Here is a 24,754-nt window from a genome sequence, read left to right on the forward strand (position 1 = left end):
GAAAATAGTCGCTGAATAAGCGGCTTTTCTTGTTTACATGACTTTCATAAAATCAGCTACTTTTTAGTTACCGTATGCAACGATTTATGACCATACATGGATTTCCTGGGAAAACGTACATAAACACAGAAAATACTCAACCAACTGTCCTTGATTGCAAGAGTGCGACATATCTTAGAGTGAAGGACGATTCGCAAGGGTCAAGTGCCTTTAAGCACAGCCATATCATGGCAGATGGGAGAGCTGTAATGACGAAACGGGTAGTTCTGTTGGAAGATGGTACGGCAGAGATGAAGGGACTTATAGGCAGTCAAGGAGCCGGTCTTTCCGAGTTACTTCATGCTGGCTGGCCTGTTCCGGCCGGGTTTGCTGTAACAACGGAATGCTGTCGCGAGTTCAGTACCCGTCTTGGACATTGTTCTACGGATGCAGCTCAGGAGGTGGAAAGTGCGATCCATCATTTGGAACAGCGCACGGGTAAGCTCTTCGGTGATGCCAAGACACCGCTTCTACTTTCCGTTAAGCCGAGTGAAGTTCGTACTACTACGAATGAACAGGAGTTGTTCCTGTATATTGGCCTTAATGATGTGACGGTGGAAGGGTTCGCTGAGCAATTGGGAGATCGCTACTATGCACTTCATTGTTATCGAAACTTACTTCAGAGCTATGGTTACTTGGTACATGGAATTCCATATGAATTATTTGGTGAAATCGCAGATGAGCCTGAAATTCAGGATGAAATTGTATTAGAACGAATCATCACCGAGCACAAAATAATAATTGAAATTCATGGTAGGACACCATTTCCTCAAGAGGTGAAGGCTCAACTCTACCAAGCACTGGGAGCATTCTCCAATTTGCACTGTAGTCCAGTTCTAGTGCAGGTAATGATGAATGGGGAATATGGTGATTTTATAAGTTCAGAAGCAGCATGCAAGACGGCTGTTGATATGGTGAGTAAAGGCTTGATTACACAAGAAGAAGCCCTATTGCGAATAGAGCCATCTCAAGTGACGGAATTAATCGGATTCATAGGACAGACCTCACAGCAATCAGTAGCAGTACAACAGTTGCTTGAATGGGCTGATGAGGTAAGGTCTGTACTGGTGCTTGCCAATGTAAACCATCCAAGAGATAGTGTCCTCGCTCGAGCGTTAGGAGCAGAAGGGATAGGGCAATGTCAGATCGAGACAATGCTGTTATCACCATCTCGAATACCTTTTGTCCAGAAGATGATCGCAGCTGACAACGAATACGAGCGTAGACGTGGGGTAGAACGTTTACTTCCGATGCTGCAAGCGGACTTTGAACAATTTTTCGAAGTGATGGATGGTTATCCGGTAACGATTAGTCTGCTCGACTCGGCATGGGATGAACGATTGCTTGATGTTGAAGCTGATCTGCTCGATATGCAGATTGAAGCGATTTTTCGCGCTGCCTTAAAAGGCATTCGTCAGGGACTGTGGGTACGACCCGAAATTTTGATTCCACCTGTAAGCGATTCCAGTGAATTGCAACGATTGAGGGAGCTGGTGGATCATATAGCTGACCAGATTTTGGGCGAGGAAAAAAGGCATTGTCTATATAAAGTAGGCGCAACTATAGAAATCTCTAGAGCGGGCACAATCGCAACTCAAATGGCTCGCATTGCTGACTTTTTCTCATTCAGAGCGTTGGATGTTCAAGAAAATAAAAATCTTGTGGAAATGAGCGTTGTACAGGGTAAAGCCCGTAAACCGTATCTCAGGTCAGGAGTCTGTGGAGAACAAGCTGCGAATGCAGCTACGATTGCTTACTGCCATCGCATAGGATTAGATTATGTGAGCTGTCCCCCAGAGCAGGTTCCGTTTGCACGAATTGTGGCTGCGCAAGCGGCGATTAGAGAGCAGAAGCAGGGCAAGACCGTACAGAATCATGACATCTCAACGACAGCGTAAATATCCATATATGAACGATTGAGAGGTATGCGTAACACTACATGATATAATGTGGCTGTTCGCATATCTCTTTTTTCGCAGAATGAAATAGCTGTACTCGTAATTCATACATAAGAGGGGAGACAGTAACATGACCACTCCAAACATACGAAACGTTCCAACACAAGCGGTGTTTATAGACCGTGATGGCACAATTGGAGGTTCAGACAAGATCGAATATCCTGGCGAGATGCAATTGTTTGATGGTGTGGCAGAATCGATCAGCACACTATCACAGCATGGATTCAAATTATTTGGCTTTACGAACCAGCCTGGTATAACAGCAGGACATTCCACAGTCGAAGCTTTTCAACAAGAGATGCAGCACTTCGGGATCGAGCATACGTATGTGTGTCCTCATCCTGCCCAAGCACAGTGTAAATGTCGTAAACCGAGACCTGATATGTTGATTCAGGCAGCAGAGGATCATCAACTGAAGCTCGAACAGTGTATTGTCATTGGCGACCGTTGGTCAGACATGGTTGCAGCACGTGCTGCAGGGTGTCTATGCATACTCGTTATGACGGGTGCAGGTATGCGTGCTTTGGAGGAAGATCGGTTTCGATGGGATACCATGGAAGCGGACTATATTGCTACTGATTTTAACGATGCGGTGAATTGGATTGTGCAGAGAAGGGTTCAACCTATTCAAGAATAATTAACGAAATAGAGGAACTACTGCTCGCGTTCGAGTCGTAGTTTTGCATTCTTTGGCATGGGACAACCTTATCAGCAGTTTTGCGCCCGAACCTCCATGGAATACATATCGCAAAACTGTTATACTGAAATATGCGTTTTGTAAACAGAACGTAAAATTTCGGATAAGGGTTGAAAACGACCATGTATAATTCTAAATACGAACGGATATCATCACGAACATTATTTGTCGTGTTATTTATCCTCTTGCTGCTAAAGCTCACGCTTTTGCGGTATTTCTTTTTCGAAGGCCTCTCTGGCATTGGTTTTCTCACAGATACGCTAGGTGCTCTAACGGTGGTCTGTGTGCTTGATTTAATTGTACCTAAGAGCTGGAAACGCATCGTGTACGGGGGCTTTAACCTGATTTTCTCGCTCGTGCTGTTTGCGGCAACGTTATATAACGTGCATTTTAGCTCAGTACCCACGTATACAGCACTAAGTGAATTAGGTCAGGTAGCTCAAGTACGAGGCAGTATCGGACCTCTCATTCGACCTGTACATTTTATGTTTTTTGTGGATATCGTGCTTGCACTGCCACTTTGGTTTATCCTACGTTCCAGACGTACTTCCCGTAGTCAAGGAAGTTATAGTAACAGTGGACTGAGCTTTGGAAAAAGCCGTAGAAGATATTGGGGTAAGGTCGGAGTCGTACTTACTGCTGCATTTAGCATCGTTCTGTCAGGTAACTTTATTGTCAAAGGTGAAACGATTGATAATGAGCTGGTTCGAGCAGAGAATCTTGGTTTTCTTAACTATCAGGTGTCCTCAGCCATTTTGACAAGTAAAGAAAACGAAGCCATCGCTAATGGCAACATTAATGAGACCATTGCGAAGATCAATCAGTTAGTGAGTCAATATCCATATCTAGATAAAACAAGTCAGGGCTCTCCAGTTAAAGCGAAGTATTTTGGTGAAGCCAAAGGCAGTAATCTGATTGTGTTACAACTAGAATCTTTTCAGAATTTTCCGATTCACGCTTCGCTGGGTGGTCAGGTGTTAACACCCGTGTTGAACGAATTAGCGAGTGAAAGCTATTATTTCCCTCATTTCTTCCAACAAATTGGTCAAGGTAATACATCGGATGCTGAATTTATGTCGAACACATCGATCTATCCTACAGGCGTAGTTCCAATGTCTGCCGGATATAGTGACCGCGATTTACCTAGTTTACCGAAACTGCTTCGCGAGCGTGGATATCAGTCAGAGACGTTTCATGGCAATGATGTGACGTTCTGGAATCGGAACAAGATGTACCCTGCAATTGGATTCGATCGGTATTTTGACAAACCAAGCTTCAATAATGATCGATTTAATGATTTTGGTCCATCAGACGAAGAATTGTATCGTGTCGGTGTGGAGAAAATGACTGCACATCAAGCTGCAAACGAACCGTTCTACGCACAGTTTATTACAGCATCGAGCCACTCACCGTTTACGGTTCCTGCTGATCGGGCACGAATTACTGTCCCTGAGACAATTACGAACACATTGCTGCATGATTATTTGCAAGCTATCAATTATACTGATTATGCGGTTGGGCAACTGATTAATGAATTAAAGGCAATTGGACTGTGGGACAACACAACGTTAGTCATTTACGGCGATCACTTCGGACTGCCAGCCAATGATGAAATCACGAAGCAAATTCAAGACAATCTGAATGTGCCATATGATGGGAATGTGAGTCGTTTCAATATCCCACTAATCATCCACACACCGCAGCAGTCTAAAGGGCAAGTGGTTGAACAACCTGGAGGTCAGTTGGACATCATGCCAACGGTACTGAATTTGATGGGCGTATCGTTACAAGAAGAGCAGTTTACGGCCTTTGGGCATGATCTGCTTAATATGGATCATAATGCATTTGGCATTCGCTATTATTTGCCGACTGGCTCATTTGTGAATAATGAGATCATGTTTGTTCCTGGTGCGGGTTTCGATGATGGGAAGGCCTATTCGATTAAAACGTATGAACCTGTCACTGATCTGGAACCGTATCGTGCCGATTATGAGCATGTGCTCAGCTTAATGAAGCTGTCGGATGAATATGTGAAGCTATTGCCTAAACGGGCACCTTAATACCTAGTGTTCTGTATAATTATAAACGTCACCAGCATTTGAGGTTGGTGGCGTTTTTGTTGTTTTCTTTCATCCGATCAAGAATGGAATTGAGTTGCGATTTTGAAACTGTAATTATTAATGTTACAATGGTAGGAGAATTAAATTAGTGATACTTGTTTTAGAACTAATTAGAGACCCATATAGACACAATGAGAGGAATGAATGAATATGAAATTAAGTGTGCTTGAACATGGACATATCAACGAAGGACGTACAGTGCAGGATACGCTTCAAGAGACGCTTACGCTTGCGAAGCATGCGGATGAACTCGGCTTTTCGCGTTTCTGGATGTCAGAACATCATGGTGGCGGTGCGCTCTCCTTTTCAAGCCCTGAAGTGATGATTGCACATGTCGCTGCTCATACGGAGCGAATTCGTGTAGGATCAGGTGGCGTCATGCTGCCACATTATAGTGCATACAAGGTTGCAGAGAACTTCCGTTTGTTAGAGGCATTGCATCCTGGTCGTATTGATCTTGGGATCGGTAGAGCACCTGGAGGGATGCCGATTGCAAGTCGAGCTCTCAATGAGGGGAAATCCTCTAATGTGCAGTTTTTCCCGCAGCAGATCGCAGATCTGGGTGGTTACTTTCATGAGCAATTGTCAGAAGATCATCGCTTTGCCTCTCTAGTAGCTGCTCCCTCCGTGCCGACAGTGCCAGAAGTATGGCTGCTTGGTTCTAGCTCCGAAGGTGCAAGAATTGCAGCCGCGCAAGGAACGGCGTATGCGTTTGCTCAATTCTTTGGCACGCCAGGCGGGGAAGAGGCGATGAAGCATTATCGTCGACATTTCAAACCGTCAATCCTTAATGATCGACCTCATTCTATGATTGCAGTATCTGCATTCTGTGCGGACACAGAAGAGGAAGCGGCTGAGCTTGCTCGAAGTAATGAACTTTTCTTCTTACGCTTAGGCCGTGGGCTGGAACAGAGTTCATTCCCGTCATTAGAGACGGTTCATAATTACCCTTATACAGCAATGGAAATGGAGCAGATTCGCCAGCGTCGTTCGTTCTCGATCGTAGGTACACCGGATCAGGTGAAAGAGAAAATTACAACCATGGCTGAGCGTCATGAAGCGGATGAGGTTATCATCGCTTCAGCAATTCATTCATTTGAAGCACGACTTCGCTCATTCCAATTGATTGCAGAAGCCTTCGGATTAAAGCAGGATTAAGCGAATCCATCGGGAATGTTATAGTAGTTGAGAATGTATAGTGTAAGTGCGAGTTCAAAAAGCTCGTTCCAGTATTAAGGAGATGGGATGAGACTAGAGGATTTTGGTTGAGTTCCATCTCTTATGCTGAGATGCCATCAGGTATTCAGCGCAATCCAAATCGGACTTTGATCGTAACCTCTATAAGAGAGGAAGGATTCACATTCGTAGATGTGTTATAAGTGATATTCATGGCTGTTACGACGAATTCAATGCTCTACTTCACCAGGTGGGCTATGATTCAGTTCAGGATGAATTGATTTTACTTGGAGACTATGTGGATCGGGGACCTCAGAGCAGACAGGTCGTTGATCAGATCATGAAGCTTAAGGAACGTTATTCTATCATTGCGCTGAAGGGAAATCATGATGCGATGATGGTTAAAGCGTTGACCAATGATAACAAGGAGTTGGATAGCCATTGGATTCGCAACGGTGGGTTACAGACGCTTGCTAGTTATGTAGACTATGTCGCAACATGGGATCAGAGTGAATTGGACTGGGACGCCTATCATGAAGCCAAAGTGTGGGTGCGTAACCACTATAGCCATCATCTTGAGTTTCTGGATCAACTTCCGTTGGTATATGAGATTCCGGGCTATGTGTTTGTACATGCAGGGATTAATCCTGACGTACCGGATTGGCGCAAACAGCCAGAGAGTGACTTTATGTGGATTCGGGAACCTTTCTACTCCAGACCTACGGCAATTGAGGAAAAGGTGGTCTTTGGGCACACGCCTGTGAAATATCTGCACGATGAGATGGGCATTTGGTTCGCTTCAACGGGAGACAAGATTGGCATCGACGGTGGATGCGCCTATGGTGCTCAATTGAACATGCTTATGATTAGGGAAGATGGTAGCCTGCAGACGTTCTTTGTGAAAAAAGCAGCGAACGCAGAGGACGTGGAACTTTAACGTGTGAGCATTGCTTATCTAGGTTCCATATGCTAATTTATAAGTTTATGTCATGTCATTATACATACGATAACAAAGCTGAGGGGAATGAAATACATTTTGGCTATTTATAATCTGGATCAACTGCAGCATCATATTTTACTCTGTAACGGTGGTACCTGTATGCGTAACGAGGGGGAGGAAGTTACCCAGGCTGTGCGGGATGAGATCAAGAACCAAGGGGCGAGTGAATTTATTCATACGACACGGACACGTTGCAATGGGCGCTGTGATGATGCATGTGTGACGATTGTGTACCCACAAGGGGATTGGTATGGCAAAATGACACCGGATTCAGGTAGAGCTCTCGTTCAGGCTCTGTGTGAGGGTGAGCGTTTGGAGAGCCATCTCATCGCTAATGTTGCGACAACAACAGCAAAATAAGGCCAATGGTCTATAACATTAGTGCTAGAAAGATTGTCTTGAGAATCATTTGCAATGAATTCGCTGTAAGGGGATTGGAATTAAGCCCTTTTAACGCTATAATCAGTAAGGGTATGAATTATAAACGACAATTATTATTCTAAATCAGAATTGACGGAGGGCTATCAATATGGAAAAAGCGTTAATCTTCGGACACAAAAATCCTGACACGGATACGATCTGTTCAGCAATTGCTTATGCGGATCTCAAAGCAAAATTAGGTCATGAGGTTGAAGCGGTTCGTCTTGGAGACGTAAATGGTGAAACTCAGTTTGCACTGGATCATTTCAAGGTGGAAGCACCACGTTTGATCAAAACTGCAGCAAATGAAGTAAACAAAGTCATTCTGGTTGACCACAACGAGCGTCAGCAAAGTGTTAGTGATATCGAAGAAGTAACAGTGGTAGAAGTTATTGACCATCACCGTATTGCGAATTTTGAGACAAGCCAGCCACTGTATTTCCGCGCAGAGCCTGTGGGCTGTACTGCAACGATTTTAAATAAAATGTACAAAGAGAACGGTGTAGAGATCAGCGCGCCAATTGCTGGACTTATGCTGTCTGCTATTATCTCTGACTCCCTGTTGTTCAAATCGCCAACTTGCACAGAACAAGATGTTGCGGCTGCACGTGAACTGGCTGCTATTGCTGGTGTAGATGCAGACAGCTACGGATTGGACATGCTCAAAGCAGGTGCTGATCTGAGTCAAAAAACGATTGCTGAATTGATTTCTTTGGATGCCAAAGAATTCGTAATGGGTCAAGCAAAAGTTGAAATTGCACAAGTCAACGCTGTTGACGTTAACGATGTACTTGTGAAAAAAGCTGAATTGCAAGCTGCAATTGAAGCAATCATCTCCAGTAAAGGTCTTGACCTCTTCGTATTTGTTGTAACTGATATCCTCAACAACGATTCTGTTGCTCTTGCATACGGCGCTTCCACGAATGCAGTGGAAAAAGCGTACAATGTATCGCTGGCTGATAGCCAGGCTCTTCTGAAGGGCGTAGTATCTCGTAAATCACAGATTGTTCCGGTTCTGACAGAAGCATTCAACAGTCTGTAATAACCGTCTGATGTTTGGCACATGAGTATCACGTACATCAATCAAGCCTGTTCTGATCTGTCATAGGTCAGAACAGGCTTTTAGAGGTTGTTCAAAAAGTCCGCTTTTTATTACGAAGGATGCCCTGAGGCATTTCAGCGTCGAATATGGGATTCAGCCGAAATAAGTAGATGCTTACGAAGGTAGTTTCCTTCGGAAACAATGTAGTTGCTCACGTAGGTTTAACTACGCTCCGCTACTCCCTTTCTATCTTCACCCCATCTTCTCGGTACTGAAAACCGCACTTTTTGAACACGAACTTTTATGATAAAGGAGGCAGTTCGTTTGATTAAAAATGAAAAGATCAAAGCATCGGAAGTTCATGTAACCGGGATAAACGGTGAGGATCTCGGAATCATGTCCACACGTGAGGCACTTGCCTTAGCGAAGCAATACAAATTAGATCTGGTCTGTACTTCTCTCATGACCAGTCCACCACCCTGCAAACTGATTGGGGCTGGTGCAGCCAAGGCAGAGGCGCAACAGGATAAGAAGAAATCAGGTAAATCACCGGATAAACGAAAGGTGAAGGAGATCCGCCTAACATTGCAAATGGAAGACCATGACCGTGATACAAAACAAGCACAAGCAGAGCGTATCCTGAAAAAAGGAGATTCCGTGAAGCTGGTCATTCAGGTTCACGGAAGTAAAGAAGGCACAGCCGGTAAAGAGTGGGCAGAGCAGCTATGCCAAGCTTTGATTGAATTCGGCACCAAAACGACGGGGGTACAAGTGAGCGGTAAACAAGTTGTTGTTCAGTTGGATCCAAAGGTGTAACCCTTCACGTGAAGCATCAGGTTCGCAAATAACGACTCCCACCTACACGAACATATAATTGTCCAGGTAACACAGGCGTCGATGGAGAACCTGGATTGGCATTATTGCTATTCGCAAAACGTGACAGATAATAAAAATCAGGGTAGATGACAGTATCCATCAGATAGGCGGAAGTGCGGCTCCCTGGAAAGCGGAATTGATTCAAGGTGCGTATGATTTGTTCGCCACGAGCAATACCGATTCCGTGACCGTAATACCAATCCTCACGAAGTTTAATCGTATTCTCTCCTTGCCACTCTGGGGTTTCGGGAGATACATCCGGATTTTTGAAATAGAGTACATCTCCAGGGAGCGCACTGTTACTGCCGTTCTTCTCTGTTAAACGTAGGTCGCTGTCATAGTGCCAGTCGAAGAGAAGCAGGTTGCGGAATAACGAATTAAAGGCATCTTCACGGATGCTACCCAGCACGCCACCATATAATACAATGACAGTTGCTGTTGCACATTCAAATGCGTACAAGGATCCATTTCTCCAAATATCACGAATTCCCTCTGCGGGGGTAACGTTGGGTCTTAACTCAAAACCACCTTGGGCATTCCGGTTCCAGTAAACGGGATTACATCTGGATTGTTCGAACGAGGCAAAGCTAACACCGCTCGCATTAAGTCCCTCTGCTGCTTCGACAAGAGAAGAACGCAGTTTCCACTCGAAACGAAGATGCTCCATGGATTGGTACGTATACACTGTAGAACTATTTTGAAGTTGTTGAAGCCAGTTCCATTCAAAGGGAGTCCAATCTGTGGGACTTAATTGGAGAGGTTGATTTGCAACAATAATCATAATTGATACCTCCATGTCGTTGGGATGTACAGAACATATCTAGATGAAATCGCCTAGGTTTGTTTGAGAATATGTTGTAGCCTATAGGGGTCGAGTTAGTGGTTTATTGGCTTGGTGGGGTTACAAGATAAAAGATGTCGATACTTGCCAAAATTTCGTACAAAAAAATCGTTATCAATGATAGGATTTGGGGTACTACTCTATAGAAGAAGTTATGTATTGAAGTAAGCTTTCATTACGAAATGGTTGGATAACTGAAAAGGAGGATAAGCGGTGTCGAATCCAATTACACAGAACCGTCTGCTGTTCGAACAATTATATACTCATGCGCCGATCGGCATTGCTGTTGCTTCACATGTGAATGGTCGTTGGCTCCAGCTCAATCCCGCCTTTTGTGAGATGTTGGGGTATCGTGAAGATGAATTAATTGATAAATCAATCATACATATGATCTATGAGCCTGATCTGGATATGGATAGCTTCCGGTCTGAATTTTACGATATGACCAATGGTGTTACCATGATGTACGAAACCGAGTTCCGCTTGAAACGCAAGAACAATACGCTCCTATGGGCATGTGTACGGGCATGTATCGTCAAAGATGAGATGACGGATGAGCCTTTATATTTACTCGTACAAGCAGCTGATATTTCGAAGCAAAAGGAAGCGGAGGAGCGTCTGATCATAGAGCGTCAAAAGTTGGAGGAGAGCAGCCAAATCTCTCGTATGCTCACAGAATCATCCTTGGATATGATTGCTATCCATGATGCGGATGTTGAGCGAACTTTCAAATATATATCGCCTGCCTGCGAAATCATGCTTGGTTATAAACCGGAGGAATTAGTAGGTCATTCCGGCTTATCTGTCATATATCCAGAGGATATTCCTTTAGTGAAGGCATATGTTACAGGTCAGATTCAAGGCCTTGCTCCGGATCGAATCAGTTATCGTCTCCGGCATAAAGATGGATCGCCAGTGTGGGTGGATACGTTAACACAGTACATGTATGATGAGCAGGGTAATCTTCAGGAGATGATTGCTGTAACCAGAGATATGACCGCTAGAAAGCAAGAGGAGCTTCGTCAGCAGGAATATCAGTCACTATTCGACTACAATCCATTGGGAGTAGCGTCACTTGATCCAGATGGAAAACTGCTTAAGGCGAACTCCGGGCAAGAGCAGCTTACTGGACATACCAAAGAGGAGCTGTTAGGTGGCTCGTTTGAACATCTCATTGATCCAGTTGATCTGGAGAAAACCCGTTACTATTTTGAAGAGAGTGTGAAGGGGAAAGCCCAGAGCTACGAGATTGGATTAATTCATAAAGATGGTCAGCGTATTGAAACGAATGTAATTAATGTTCCGATTATTCTTGAGGGACAAGTCGTTGGTGTATTTGGAATTACGAGTGATATTACAGAATCTAAACGATACGTTGAGGAAATTGAAAATTTAAGTTATGAACGTGCCCTCATATTAAATGCAATGTCTGAAGGGGTTATTGGACTGGATCGAGATGGACATATCATCTTCGCCAATCCGGCTGCGACAGAGATGATGGATTTCTGCCCGAGTGCTACAAATGGCATGCCGTTTGAGGAGATTATTTTGCAAATGCAAAGTGAAGGCATTCCTTATCCAACAAACGAAACACCCATTGTGAAGGCTGTTCGTGAAGGACGTAGCCTACCAAGGTCAGAATCCATTTTCTGGAGACTAGATGGTTCTAGCTTTCTTGCAGAATTTCAACTGAAGCCTATTATGGATCAGGGAAAAACGAGGGGAGCCGTACTGGTCTTTCGCGACATGACAAGTGTGAATGAGATCATTCGGGCGAAGGAAGTAGCTGAGCATGCCGACAAAGCCAAGTCTGAATTCCTTGCGATCATGAGTCATGAGCTGCGCACACCTCTGAATGGTATTATGGGCATGGCACATTTATTAAAGGAAACAGAACTCGATGAAGAACAACATGGATTTGCCGAGATCATTATTGATAGCGGGGAATCATTACTGCATATCCTCAATGAGATTTTGGATTTTAGCAAGATTGAAGCTGGTAAAATGGATCTTGCACGTGAAGCGGTTGATCTAAGAGAGATGACAGCGGGTGTAATGGAGCTGTTTGCGCTGCGAGCATCCGAAAAAAATATTGAGTTATACTGTGAAATATCGGATCAGGTTCCTGAACGTATAAGAGGGGATGAGACGCGTATCCGCCAAGTGCTCATTAACCTCGTTGGCAATGCGGTCAAATTCACAGATAAGGGCAATATTCAGATCCATATGAATGTAAGTCCAGCAGAATGCGAGAATGAGGATCGGCTCACACTGGCATTTACAGTGAAGGATACAGGAATCGGTATACCTCTTGAGAAGCAGCATCAACTATTCCAATCGTTCTCTCAGCTGGATCCTTCCATTAATCGTAAGTACGGAGGCACAGGCCTGGGGCTCGCGATCAGTAGGAAGCTGGTGGAGCTGATGGGCGGTGCGATTGGCGTACAGAGCGATGCTGGCGAGGGAGCAGAGTTCTACTTCACATTGTCGCTAGAGCGCTGGAATGACGAATCTGGGGATCTTATAGAGGAATCTAATGAAGTAAGTGAACTCACCGATCAGTCACGTCAAGCTGCGGGGATTAAAATCTTAGTGGCAGAGGATCAACAGTTGAACAGTCACCTCATGGAAGAAATGCTGCGTAAGCACGGCGGTGTATGTGATATTGTAGAGAATGGTGAAGAAGCTGTGAAGGCGCTGGAACGAGAGCATTATGATCTGATCTTTATGGATATCAAAATGCCGATCATGGATGGCATCGAAGCCACCTGCAAGATAAGGCAAACACATCCGGAAATTCCGGTCATTGCTGCAATCACTGCATTTGTGGGTGCTACAGATCGTGAAACATGTTTGAAGTGTGGCATGCAGGATTTCATTAGCAAACCTTTCAGTTCTCAGGAGATACGTCGTGTCATGAATACATGGATCCCCTTTATCCGAGCTCATCAAAAAACGTTAAATTAAAGATTTTGAAGTAATCTAAGTAAATAACCCATAATTGAAACAACCTGCCCCTAAGTTTAGAGGCAGGTTGCATTTCGTTTTTGTAGGAGAACTATCCATCCGAGAAGGGCTTAAAAACTTAAGACCATCCTCCAATTAAACCAGAAAGGGTTACACACTCATCATCTTCCAATTCTGCAATTAGCGTAAGTTCCTCTTGGTCAGTTGGGTCAACCGAGAACAATTCACGGCGTCCATCTTCGTGCACAATAATAACCAGTTGGTTGCCGCTTTTTGTATCAAACTGGTACTTAACTCCAATACCAGGTAAAGGACATTCCCGGATATTCATGTAATACTGTCACCTCTTTAGCTTTTCCGTAATAAGTTTAACCGTTCACACAGTACGGATGTATTCTACTATCCCTAACAACGTTTGGCAAGTCATGATTCAAATTACCGACAATTAATTATCCTTACGCTATATATTTTAGCCATTTCCTCGCTGTCTGACACGTCTTCGACGCAAGAAAAACCAGATCAGCAATGCGAGGATTAACATAAGGCCTATAACAGCTGCGATAAGAATATTTCGAATGTTCGGAATCTGTACAGTCAAATCCAGTGTATTCCGATTGAGTGGGGAAATGTGCCACGTTAGTGTTTTACCCCCATCGTCCACAACATCTGCGTTTGAATCCTTCGCTTTGATTGGGAGAGACAGCTTGAAGTCGAAATTAACATCCTTTAATAATAGGTTTTTAAGAAAACTTGGTACTTTGTTAATCTGATCTTTGATGGTACCATCTGGCATGGATTCCATGACATCCGCTTCTGCAGTAAGGTGTAGTGTTGACGAGAACAAACCTGATGTTTTGGATTGCTCGACCTTAATGCCTTGAGGCAAGCGTGACATATCAAAGTCGGTTGTGTTGCTTCTCTCATAGTGAGTGGTTGCAGTGAGCTGCTGGGTGTTTCCTTGCTTGGTAACTTCTGCTTCGAACTTGTTCTTTTTCAACGTATCGGCCAGTAGTGCCATTAGATTATCCTGTCCGATTTTGCCTAGCGCAGCATCGGTTACACTGAGATTCAGATCTAGATCGGATGATCCATCTAGATTGACGGTTACATGAGCTTCTCCGTCTGCGCAAGCCGTTAACACGGATAACATCAATGTTAGTAAGATAGCCCTAAATAAGTAACGTAAAGGCATACGAATCGACATCTAGTTCAACCTTTCAATGTAAAATCATATTTCTATTTCATAGAGTTATAGTATACACCGGATGTATTACAGATGAAACGTTGGGCATGGATTGCATTTTGTGATATGGTATGATTTGATCTGCATGCAAGGGGTGTCATTAAATCAGTACATAAGGTTCAGCATCGTTTGATGAGGTGTGGATGCAGTTGCCTAGAACGTGGAATAATGAATAACATATCATCCCGTATACAAATCCATTGATTAAAATTAAAGATTTCGTATTTTTGTCAATGTTCGGTCAATTCAAATGGTGTTTCACCGTGTAAACTGGTAGTAGTGTGTAGAATATTCGGAGCAGGGGGGTTACATTCATGACTTACATTATTATTTTGGTTGCAATTATGGTCGTGGGAATGGTCGGAATGGGCTGGTTTTATATGGTTGTGGACAAAGACAAAAATTAGTCTGATTTATTGAATAGCATATGTAAGTAAGACAAGCTTATAAGCTGGCTTCGCGATCATGCGGGGCGGGCTTATTTGCGATTGCGTATGTATCTAAGTAGACCTAACATGAATATGTAATATATATGACCTTACATGTTCTTCAATTTGACCAATGGACAAATATTTTTCGTAAAGTTGGGATTTTTAGGCTGCTCTTTTGTATAATAGGTTTAGTTTAACACGGGATTCTCCCGAATCTACCAAACAGGAAAGGGTGTACATAAATGAAGTTTAGTGAATACACGTATACACGTCCCGATCTGGAACACATCAAGACCTCTTTCGGTGAACTGCTGAAGGGATTCGAAGCGGCGGCTTCAGTGGAAGAGCAAAGTGATTTCATGGACAAGATCAATGCCCTGCGCAGTGATTTCGAAACTCAGGCACAACTGGTCTATATCCGTCACTCCATTGATACCAATGATGAGTTTTACAAGGCAGAGAATGAGTTCCTGGATGAAAGTCAGCCTGTTGTTCAAGAGTATATTACCGATTTTTACCGTGCGCTGGTGAATTCCAAGTTCCGTGCGCAACTGGAGCAAAAGTGGGGAATCCAACTGTTTCAACTCGCTGAGCAAGCTTTGAAAACATTCAGCCCGGAGATCATTGAGGATCTTCAGAAGGAAAACAAGCTTTCTACGGAATACAATCAGCTGATTGCTTCAGCCAAAATTCCGTTTGAAGGCGAAGAGCGTACACTGCCTCAACTGCATCCATTTGAGCTGTCTACGGATCGTTCGATGCGGGAACGTGCTTCAGAAGCGCGGTATACGTTTATGGCGGAGCATGAAGCAGAATTCGACCGGATCTACGATGAACTGGTGAAAGTGCGTACACAGATTGCCAAAAAGCTGGGGTATCCAAGCTATGTGGAGCTTGGTTATGACCGCATGAATCGTACGGACTATAACGCGGAGATGGTAGCGAATTTCCGTGCACAAGTCCGAGATTATATCGTACCTGTTGCAACCAAGTTAAGAGAACGTCAACGCAGCCGGATTGATGTGGATACACTCTATTTTTACGATCAAGGCTTTAGTTTCAAAACGGGTAATCCAACACCAAAAGGTGATCCAGACTGGATTGTAGAGAACGGGAAACGGATGTATGCCGAACTTTCACAAGAAACAGATGTGTTCTTCCAGATGATGACCGAAAACGAGCTCATGGATCTGGTTAGCAAAAAAGGCAAGCAGGGCGGGGGCTATTGCACCTACTTGAACGATTATAAAGTACCGTTTATCTTCTCCAACTTCAACGGAACATCGGGTGACATTGATGTCTTGACTCATGAAGCAGGTCATGCGTTCCAAGTGTATGAAAGCCGCCACTTTGAAGTGCCGGAATACAACTGGCCTACCTTTGAATCTGCTGAAATTCATTCCATGAGCATGGAGTTCTTCACTTGGCCATGGATGGAGCTGTTCTTCAAGGAAGATACCGATAAATACAAGTTCGATCACCTTTCTTCCGGACTGCTCTTTATCCCTTATGGCGTAGCGGTAGATGAATTCCAACACTTTGTCTATGCTAATCCTGATGCAACTCCGACGGAGCGCAAGCAAGCATGGCGCAACATTGAGAAGACGTATTTGCCACATATTAATTACAAAGATAATGCTTATTTGGAACAGGGCGGATTCTGGCATAAACAGGGTCATATTTTCTCCTCACCGTTCTATTACATTGACTATACGTTAGCTCAAATCTGCGCATTCCAGTTCTGGAAACGCAGCAATCAGGATATGAAGTCTGCTTGGGCAGATTATTTGACGCTGTGCAAAGCCGGAGGAAGCCTGTCCTTTACTGGATTGGTTGAGCTTGCGGGACTTAATTCTCCGTTTGAAGACGGCTGTGTCTCTTCTGTCATTGGAGATATTGAAGCTTGGCTGGATGGCGTAGACGACAAAGCACTCTAAGAGAATTCGAAGAGTAGCTTAAATGAGGTGAAATGGTACGAAGAATAATCCGCACTTGATCGGTATCGCATTCTGAGCGTAGAGCTAGTAGGACAGATTTGGATGTCTGTAGCTTACGAATACTCTTAGACAGAATGCGAGGGTTATATCATGCTGTACTTAGTTCATGATTTAACTTTACTGAAACGTATACAGGATCTTGTAGGTGATCGACAGGGGCATGTCGTCATGGGTGGAGTGCTTGCTGGACTTCAAGCCGGACGAGTATATGTCGATCACCCAGATATCTTGGGAGGCGTGTTGATCTGGGCGAGACATGAGATGTTTTATTGGATTGGTGATCCAGACGATTCGTTATTTCAGACACAGGTGAAACAGCTGTTAAGAGAGGAGCTTCTGCCTGAAGCCCTGAGGGTTGGTGAAGAGATGTTGAATCTTGAATTGCTTCCGACTCATGGAGGCAGTTGGGATTCTACCTTACAGGTGACCTTTGCAGGCAAATTAGGCAAAGGTTATCGAATTCCATTCACTTTTGATCAGATGAAATTTAATCATTGGTTGCAGCAACACGCTTGTTTGGATATACCTCCCCAATATCAGGTTAGCGTGATCGATGCTACAGTGCTGGAAGAGGACACGAGCGGTGTAATCCAAGAAGAGATTTTGAAATTCTGGTATAGGGTCGAAGACTTTATCCGATATGGACTAGGAACCTGTGTCATGCTGAATGGTCAAGTCGTAGGTACATGTATGTCCGTATTTGTGAGTGGCGAGCATCATGAGATTGGCATTCATACGTACGACGCATTGCATCGAGGTCAAGGTTTGGCTACAGCTATGGCGACTTCTTATATACGGTTATGTCTTGAACGTGGTTATGTGCCTCATTGGACAACCGAGGATTTTCGTCAAGATTCAATGGCTATCGCTCAAAAGCTGGGCTTTGAGAAGGGGAAGGCATACCGTGTGTATTATGCATCCATTCAAGAGCTGTTGAGAACCTGAACGGATCATTAGAATATGTAGTAATGAGTTAGAACTAAATGAACTAAATAAGAGTTAACCCTTTGTGGTTAGCTCTTTTTATCATTTTATTGTAGATCATCCTTAAATGTAACATTTGTTAGTCCTATTGTGATTAATTTCACTATATCTGAAAACGGATTCAGTTACAATGAAGTCAGTTACAAATCAGGGTAACAGGAGGCTGGTTCAAATGGCAACACATGCTTATTATGTTCCGCCCGTGAACTTGATGGGGAGAGGCTGTATACAAGAAGCGAGTAAAATGATTCAAGACATGGGGATTCGCAAAGCATTGGTCGTCAGTGACCGTCCGCTAATTGCTTCAGGCGTTACGGAACAGGTGCTGTCTATATTAAGAAAATCTGGGCTAGACTATATCGTATATGATGATGTTCAGCCTAATCCGACATGTCAGAACGTACATGATGGGCTTCAAGTGTATCAAGAACATGGGTGTGATGCGATTATTTCGATTGGCGGTGGTTCACCGCAGGATGCTGCGAAGGCTATTGGTATTGTAGCTACGAATGGTGGTCATATCCGCGATTATGAAGGACTTCATCAATCGCAACATAAGTCAGTACCCCTCGTTGCGTTTAATACAACGGCTGGTACGTCAAGTGAGGTGACAATTAACTACGTGATTACAGATGAGGAACGTAAAGTGAAAATGGTGATGGTGGACAAAAATAGTCTCGTTTCCCTCTCGGTAAATGATCCAGAACTGATGTTAAGTAAACCTTCTAGCCTGACTGCGGCAACAGGGATGGACGCATTGACCCATGCCGTCGAAGCGATGGTCACACCAGGCGGGTTCACGGTTACAAGTGCGACAGCAGCGGCGGCCGTTGAATTGATCTTCGAATATTTGCCGAGAGCTGTAAGAGACGGCGGTGACCTAGAAGCGCGGGAACATATGACGTATGCATGTTTTCTTGGTGGGATCGCCTTTAACAATGCTGGTTTAGGGTACGTCCACGCGATGGCGCATCAACTAGGTGGTGTATATGATCTTCCGCACGGTGTATGTAACGCGATGTTACTCCCCTATGTGGAAGAGATGAATGCAAAGCATGTACCCGGTAAATTCCGTCATATCGCCAAAGCGATTGGCATGAATGTGCAAGGGAAAAGTGATGAGCAGTGCTCTGAATATGTCATTGAAGCCATTCGCCAGCTTTCCAAAGAGGTCGGTATTCCGGAGAAGCTGTCCGAACTAGGCGTTAACGACTTGGATATCGAACTACTCGCTGACAATGCGATGAAGGACGCCTGTGCACCTGGGAACCCCTATCAACCTTCCAAGGATGAAGTGATGGAGCTGTTCCGTAAAATTATATAATGAATCGTGCATACAAGCCGGGAATACAAGTTCTCGGCTTATTTGTCGTTTAACCCTGTAATTAAATTACTTTATTTTCCATATTATATTTCCTTACAAAAACAAAAGGAGTTTGATTCCTTCTTAGCGAATACAATTCCTAAGTAACATCAAATTGTCTTGGAGGGAGTGAATTTGCACGAGAGAGAAGTAGTTGGACTTTTAGGATCAATGACTCAGTAAGTTTCGTGTTTCTTGTTTATGTTTAATGTTTACTTAGGCAAGAAACTCATTCTCTACGCAACAATATCGATTGCCACCCTGCATAATACACCTCAGTTTAACTAGTTAAATGACTCTTCACTTTTTATTTTTCATTTTAATTTCATTTCTGACATGGCAGTGATGCCAGCTAATTTACAATGTGAGTTTTCATCACTTTTGTATATTAATGCACATGAACACGGTTTATACAGCATGCTCCTGATCATGACAACAGTGTCCACTCATCCACAGAATAAGAACTTGGGCGACTGAATGAAAGAGAGAATGAAAGCAAGTGGAGGAGGCTGTAAAGATGGCGAAAAAAGAAGTTGTAGCAATGCTGTTAGCCGGAGGCCAAGGCAAACGGTTGAAGGGACTTACCAAATCACTGGCTAAACCCGCCGTCTATTTCGGTGGTACGTATCGAATCATTGATTTTCCACTAAGTAATTGCTCTAACTCTGGTATTGACACCGTTGGTGTGTTAACTCAATACGAACCTCTTGTGTTGCATTCCTACATTGGAATCGGCAGCGATTGGGATTTAGATCGCAAAAATGGTGGTGTATATGTACTGCCTCCACATGAACGTGAGGATGGAAGTAACTGGTATCGTGGAACAGCAGACGCCATCTACCGTAATCTCAACTTTATCGAACAATTTGACCCTGAGCATGTACTCGTTCTATCAGGGGACCATATTTATAAAATGGATTATGAGAAAATGCTTCAGTATCATAAGGAAAAGGACGCGGATTGCACGATTTCAGTCATTGATGTACCACTGGAAGAGGCAAGTCGGTTCGGGATACTGAACACTCATGATGACTACCGTATCTACGAATTCGAAGAAAAACCTTCTCAGCCTAAGAGTACACTCGCATCTATGGGCATATATCTCTTCAAGTGGGATGTACTGAAACGTTTCCTAATCCAGGACGAACAACAGGCATCCACCTCTTATGATTTTGGCAAAGACATCATCCCCTTATTACTTGAACATGAAAAATCACTTTATGCATATCCATTTGAAGGCTATTGGAAAGACGTTGGTACAATTCGTAGTCTGTGGGAATCCAATATGGATCTGCTGGACGACGAAGCACCTTTTAATCTGAATGATCCAGACTGGCGTATCTATACGCGCAATCCGAATCAGCCTGCACAGTATATATCTCCAACCGCGAAGGTGCGCAATTGCATTATTAGTGAAGGCACCGTTGTCCACGGTGAGGTGAACCATTCGGTGTTATTTTATGGCGTCGAGGTTGGTCAGCACAGTGAAGTTATTGACGCTGTTGTGATGCCAAAAGTGAAGATTGGGCACAATGTGCGGATTCATCGCGCTATTATATCGGAAGGACTCGTCATTCCTGACGGTGCACACATTGCCCCTCTACCCGGAGACGAAAGTGATATTGTACTCATTGATCAAGAAGAATTGGAGCGTCAGCTCCGCGAGGGAATGACAAGCAAAGCCTAATCTGAGGGTAAAGGACGGTGCATGCGATGAAACCATTGATCGGAGTTATTAACCTTGACCATGAGCTTGAAGAATTGAAGGAATTGACGTACTTTCGCTGCGGAGCTGCGGTGCCCTATGCCGGACGTTACCGTCTAATTGATTTTGTGTTGTCTAACATGATGAATGCAGGCATTGAAAGCATTGGTGTATTTGTAAGGCGTAAATATCGTTCACTCTTAGATCATCTGGGTGATGGGAAGCCATGGGATCTGGATCGTAAACATGGAGGTATGTTTATTTTGCCACCGGATTGGAATGATCCAACGGATACTTCACAGGGCGATTTACAGCATTTTCACAATAACCTAGATTTCTTTCACCGGGGGTCGGGAGAATATGTTGTTCATGCCGGTAGCCGTCATGTAACCAAGGCGGATCTGCAGGATGTCTACAGGTATCATAAAAGCACAGGGGCGGACGTTACGCTGGTCTGCAAAAAAGTAGATCAATTGTTGCCTGAGCATAATGCTTGTGTCAAAGTTGAACATGACGGGTACGGTAATGTGGTGGACATTCACCAAAGTGCCGATCACCCGAATATATATACAGAAATTTTTATCATGGAAAAAGAACTGTTCTTGCGCCAAGTACAGCGCTGCATCGATCATGGCGAGAGTCATTTTTTCCGTGATGTCATCCAGAAAAATCCGGATGGTCTGAAGATTGCTGCTTATGCGTACGACGGATATCATGCCGTAATCAATTCAATCGAAAGTTATTATCGGAATAGTCTTGATCTGTTGAATACAGGCCTATATGAACAGCTGTTCAAAGAGGAACCTATTCAGACGAAGATCAAATATGAAGCACCGGCCAAGTATCTCGATACCGCCGATGTGAAACATTCCTTACTTGCGAATGGGTGCATTGTTGGTGGGGAAGTCGAGGATAGTATTCTGTTTCGTGGGGTGCAAGTAGCCAAAGGTGCCAAAATTAAGGGTTCCATTATTATGCAGAAGTGTTACATTGGTGAGGGAGCTGTGCTGGAGAATGTAATCCTCGATAAAGATGTGAAGCTGACGGGCGGGCAGACGTTGATTGGTGACCCATCAAACCCGTATATTTTGGCAAAAAGCACTATTATCTAATCGGATCACCTAACCGATATCATCTATAAATATATAAAATAAAAATCCTGTAGGATGGATTGAGGTTCATGGACGGAAGTTATTTTGCAGAAGAGCTCAATAGTAAGTGAAGGAGACGAAATCAATTCTGAAGAAGCGTAGCGTTCGCCTTTGTCTCCAAATTTCAACCTATTAAATAGGTTAAACAAGAAATTTGGGAGACAACAGCGATCGAAAGAATGATTCGTCACCGTAACGCCAACATGCTCGAACCAAAATATGCAGGACATGAGCGTTAACATTCTACAGGATTTCACCGGGAGGAACCTACTTTTGTTTGACAACAAAGAAACGTTCAAGAGCATATTTCAACGGAATCTGGTCAGCAAATTGGGCAAACCGCTTGAAGAAGCAACACAGGAAGATGTCTATCACGTACTTGGAAGTATGATTCGCGAATACGCGGGGCAAGATTGGGCGACCTCGAATCAAGGATTTAAGCAGCGGCAGGATAAACAGGTCTATTACTTCTCGCTCGAATTCCTGATTGGACGTCTGCTCGGTAATAACCTACTCAATGTCAATGAATTGGAACTCGTCCGTGACAGCCTGGCTGATCTAGGTTTCTCGTTAGAGGACGTGGAGGAACAGGAAGCGGACGCTGGACTCGGTAACGGTGGATTAGGACGGCTCGCAGCGTGTTTTCTGGATTCATTAGCCTCCCTCGGTTACGCAGGTCATGGTTGTGGTATTCGTTATAAATATGGTCTGTTTGAACAAAAAATTATTAACGGCAACCAGGTTGAGCTGCCAGACAATTGGCTGGAGAAGGGCAATGAGTGGGAAGTCCGCCGTCCAGACAAGAAAGTCGAAGTAAAGTTCTGGGGTCGCGTAGAGACGCAGGAAGAGAATGGACGTTATCAATTCGTAACCAAGGATGCTGAATCCGTTGTGGCGGTTCCCTACGATGTGCCAATCATCGGGTATGGTCACCCTCACGTGAATACACTTCGACTTTGGAGTGCTGAGCCGAAGCGCGAAAGTTCGCTGGATACGCCTTCGAACTATTATGGATATCTCGATTACAGTCGTTCGGTCGAGTCGATCTCAGAGTTCCTGTATCCTGACGATTCTCAGTATGAAGGTAAGCTGCTGCGTTTGAAGCAACAGTATTTCATGTGTTCGTCTGGGGTACAGAGTGCCTTGCGGACGTTTAATAAGCTGGGTCTGTCTTATGACCGGTTGCCGGATAAGGTTGCTTTCCATATTAACGATACGCATCCAACACTCGTCATTCCTGAGCTGATGCGCATCTTAATGGACGATCAAGGATATGGATGGGATGAAGCGTGGGACATCACGACTCGCACGGTCTCCTACACGAACCATACCACGCTCAGTGAGGCGCTTGAAAAATGGCCTGTCTCCATGATTAGCAAGCTGCTGCCACGGATCTACATGATTATCGAAGAGATTAACAAGCGCTTCTGCGCTATGCTTCTGGATCGTTACCCTGGAGATCAGGAACGTATAACACATCTAGCCGTGATTGCACATGATCAGGTTAGAATGGCTCATCTCGCTATCGTGGGCAGCCACAGCGTTAATGGAGTAGCGGCACTGCATACCGAAATTCTCAAAGAACGTGAGATGGCTCCGTTCTATGCGCTTTATCCAGAGCGCTTTAATAATAAAACCAATGGAATAACGCATCGTCGCTGGTTAATGCATGCCAATCCTAAACTATCTCATCTCATTACGGAGACGATCGGGAATGCTTGGATAACCGAACCTGGTAAGTTAAATGAACTGACAACAGTTTCACAAGATGCATCCTTCCAAGAGCAATTCCGTGCCATTAAACGCGGCAATAAGGAACGGCTTGCGGCTTATATTTTGGATCATACGGGAACAGCGGTGAATCCAGATTCTATTTTTGATGTGCAGGTGAAACGATTGCACGGGTATAAGCGGCAATTGCTGAATATTCTGCATGTCATGCATTTATACAATAGACTCAAGAATGATCCTACGTTCGACATCGTTCCGCGGACATTCATCTTCGGCGCTAAAGCTGCGCCAAGTTATTATTTTGCCAAAAAAATCATTAAGCTCATTAATAATGTAGCAAGTACGATCAATCAGGATAAGGCAGTTAATGATCGTCTGAAAGTATTTTTCCTTGAGAACTACTCCGTTTCACTGGCAGAGAAAATTATTCCGGCTGCGGATGTCAGTGAACAGATTTCGACGGCGGGTAAGGAAGCTTCGGGCACGGGCAATATGAAATTCATGATGAACGGAGCTTTGACCATCGGAACGATGGACGGAGCCAATGTCGAGATGGCAGAGCAGGTTGGAGAGGATAATATGTTTATCTTCGGACTACGCGCTGATGAGGTGTTAAACTATGTTCATTCCGGTTCCTATCGTCCTGGTGAGCTGGTCAGTCAGGATAATCGAATCCGTGAAGTAGTAGAGCAACTTATCCATCCAGGAGCATTTTGTCATCGAGAAGGGGAATTCTGGGATATTTACGATTCACTGGTTGCCCATGGCGATGAATATTTTGTACTGCGTGATTTTGCTGCGTATGCTGAGGCACATGCCGCAATTGACGTGGCATACCGTGATATACCGGATTGGACTCGCAAGGCCGTGCTGAATACAGCACAATCAGGCATATTCTCAAGTGATCGTACCATTAGCGAGTATGCGACAGATATCTGGGGCATTGAACCGGTATCTGGATATTGGAAAGGGTAATGAAATGGAGAATCCCCTCGGTAATCGAGGGGATTTTG

18 protein-coding genes are annotated in these 24,754 nt (G+C 44.1%); 15 read left to right on the forward strand and 3 right to left on the reverse strand.

Annotation, left to right across the window (positions count from 1 at the left end; all coding sequences use genetic code 11):
• Positions 1-248: 248 nt before the first annotated feature.
• The 8 genes from J2T19_RS08030 to infC all read left to right on the forward strand — a co-directional run bounded on the left by J2T19_RS08030 (position 249) and on the right by infC (position 9,268).
• Positions 249-1,937 carry a putative PEP-binding protein gene (locus J2T19_RS08030; protein ID WP_307214490.1) on the forward strand — a complete coding sequence of 563 codons (1,689 nt, stop codon included), beginning with the start codon at positions 249-251 and terminating at the stop codon, positions 1,935-1,937.
• 130 nt (positions 1,938-2,067) lie between these two features.
• Positions 2,068-2,634, forward strand: a complete 567-nt coding sequence (locus J2T19_RS08035; protein WP_307214492.1) for an HAD-IIIA family hydrolase — start codon at positions 2,068-2,070, stop codon at positions 2,632-2,634.
• A 182-nt stretch (positions 2,635-2,816) separates the two neighbouring features.
• A complete protein-coding gene (locus J2T19_RS08040; RefSeq protein ID WP_307214494.1) occupies positions 2,817-4,754 on the forward strand; it encodes an LTA synthase family protein in 1,938 nt (645 codons plus the stop codon).
• Between the two features lie 210 nt (positions 4,755-4,964).
• Positions 4,965-5,972 (forward strand): LLM class flavin-dependent oxidoreductase, encoded by a 1,008-nt coding sequence (locus tag J2T19_RS08045; RefSeq protein WP_307214598.1) that lies wholly within the window; start codon positions 4,965-4,967, stop codon positions 5,970-5,972.
• A 217-nt stretch (positions 5,973-6,189) separates the two neighbouring features.
• Positions 6,190-6,927 (forward strand): metallophosphoesterase family protein, encoded by a 738-nt coding sequence (locus J2T19_RS08050; RefSeq protein ID WP_307214601.1) that lies wholly within the window; start codon positions 6,190-6,192, stop codon positions 6,925-6,927.
• Between the two features lie 99 nt (positions 6,928-7,026).
• Positions 7,027-7,350, forward strand: a complete 324-nt coding sequence (locus J2T19_RS08055) for a (2Fe-2S) ferredoxin domain-containing protein (protein WP_145409551.1) — start codon at positions 7,027-7,029, stop codon at positions 7,348-7,350.
• A 169-nt stretch (positions 7,351-7,519) separates the two neighbouring features.
• Entirely contained in the window at positions 7,520-8,452 is a 933-nt protein-coding gene (locus tag J2T19_RS08060) for a manganese-dependent inorganic pyrophosphatase (RefSeq protein ID WP_307214496.1), read from the forward strand.
• A 324-nt stretch (positions 8,453-8,776) separates the two neighbouring features.
• On the forward strand, positions 8,777-9,268 hold the full coding sequence (infC, locus tag J2T19_RS08065) for a translation initiation factor IF-3 (protein ID WP_307214499.1): 492 nt from the start codon (positions 8,777-8,779) through the stop codon (positions 9,266-9,268).
• 16 nt (positions 9,269-9,284) lie between these two features.
• On the opposite strand, the gene tgl is transcribed toward infC, so the two are convergent.
• Entirely contained in the window at positions 9,285-10,109 is an 825-nt protein-coding gene (gene tgl, locus J2T19_RS08070; protein WP_307214501.1) for a spore coat transglutaminase TGL, read from the reverse strand.
• A gap of 273 nt (positions 10,110-10,382) precedes the next feature.
• Between tgl and J2T19_RS08075 the strand changes: the two genes are divergently transcribed.
• Positions 10,383-13,136 carry a PAS domain-containing hybrid sensor histidine kinase/response regulator gene (locus tag J2T19_RS08075; RefSeq protein ID WP_307214503.1) on the forward strand — a complete coding sequence of 918 codons (2,754 nt, stop codon included), beginning with the start codon at positions 10,383-10,385 and terminating at the stop codon, positions 13,134-13,136.
• 118 nt (positions 13,137-13,254) lie between these two features.
• On the opposite strand, the gene J2T19_RS08080 is transcribed toward J2T19_RS08075, so the two are convergent.
• Together J2T19_RS08080 and J2T19_RS08085 are read right to left on the reverse strand one after the other, a co-directional pair.
• The gene (locus tag J2T19_RS08080; protein ID WP_056701081.1) at positions 13,255-13,467 is read right to left on the reverse strand and encodes a cation:proton antiporter regulatory subunit; all 213 of its coding nucleotides are present in this window, start codon (positions 13,465-13,467) and stop codon (positions 13,255-13,257) included.
• Between the two features lie 138 nt (positions 13,468-13,605).
• The gene (locus J2T19_RS08085; RefSeq protein ID WP_307214505.1) at positions 13,606-14,340 is read right to left on the reverse strand and encodes a hypothetical protein; all 735 of its coding nucleotides are present in this window, start codon (positions 14,338-14,340) and stop codon (positions 13,606-13,608) included.
• A 712-nt stretch (positions 14,341-15,052) separates the two neighbouring features.
• On the opposite strand from J2T19_RS08085, the gene J2T19_RS08090 reads away from it, so the two are divergent.
• The 6 genes from J2T19_RS08090 (at position 15,053) to J2T19_RS08115 (ending at position 24,716) form a co-directional block, all read left to right on the forward strand.
• Positions 15,053-16,747 (forward strand): M3 family oligoendopeptidase, encoded by a 1,695-nt coding sequence (locus J2T19_RS08090; RefSeq protein WP_307214507.1) that lies wholly within the window; start codon positions 15,053-15,055, stop codon positions 16,745-16,747.
• Positions 16,748-16,897: 150 nt separating this feature from the next.
• Positions 16,898-17,752 (forward strand): GNAT family N-acetyltransferase, encoded by an 855-nt coding sequence (locus tag J2T19_RS08095; protein WP_307214509.1) that lies wholly within the window; start codon positions 16,898-16,900, stop codon positions 17,750-17,752.
• A 211-nt stretch (positions 17,753-17,963) separates the two neighbouring features.
• The gene (locus tag J2T19_RS08100) at positions 17,964-19,115 is read left to right on the forward strand and encodes an iron-containing alcohol dehydrogenase (protein WP_307214511.1); all 1,152 of its coding nucleotides are present in this window, start codon (positions 17,964-17,966) and stop codon (positions 19,113-19,115) included.
• Between the two features lie 556 nt (positions 19,116-19,671).
• Complete coding sequence (locus J2T19_RS08105) at positions 19,672-20,841, forward strand: glucose-1-phosphate adenylyltransferase (RefSeq protein ID WP_307214513.1); 1,170 nt, start codon at positions 19,672-19,674, stop codon at positions 20,839-20,841.
• 26 nt (positions 20,842-20,867) lie between these two features.
• The gene (gene glgD / locus J2T19_RS08110; protein ID WP_307214515.1) at positions 20,868-21,971 is read left to right on the forward strand and encodes a glucose-1-phosphate adenylyltransferase subunit GlgD; all 1,104 of its coding nucleotides are present in this window, start codon (positions 20,868-20,870) and stop codon (positions 21,969-21,971) included.
• 312 nt (positions 21,972-22,283) lie between these two features.
• Positions 22,284-24,716 carry a glycogen/starch/alpha-glucan phosphorylase gene (locus tag J2T19_RS08115; protein WP_307214517.1) on the forward strand — a complete coding sequence of 811 codons (2,433 nt, stop codon included), beginning with the start codon at positions 22,284-22,286 and terminating at the stop codon, positions 24,714-24,716.
• Positions 24,717-24,754 lie beyond the last annotated feature (38 nt).

The sequence above is a fragment of the Paenibacillus tundrae genome (assembly GCF_030812775.1).
Classification (GTDB): Bacteria; Bacillota; Bacilli; order Paenibacillales; family Paenibacillaceae; genus Paenibacillus; species Paenibacillus tundrae_A.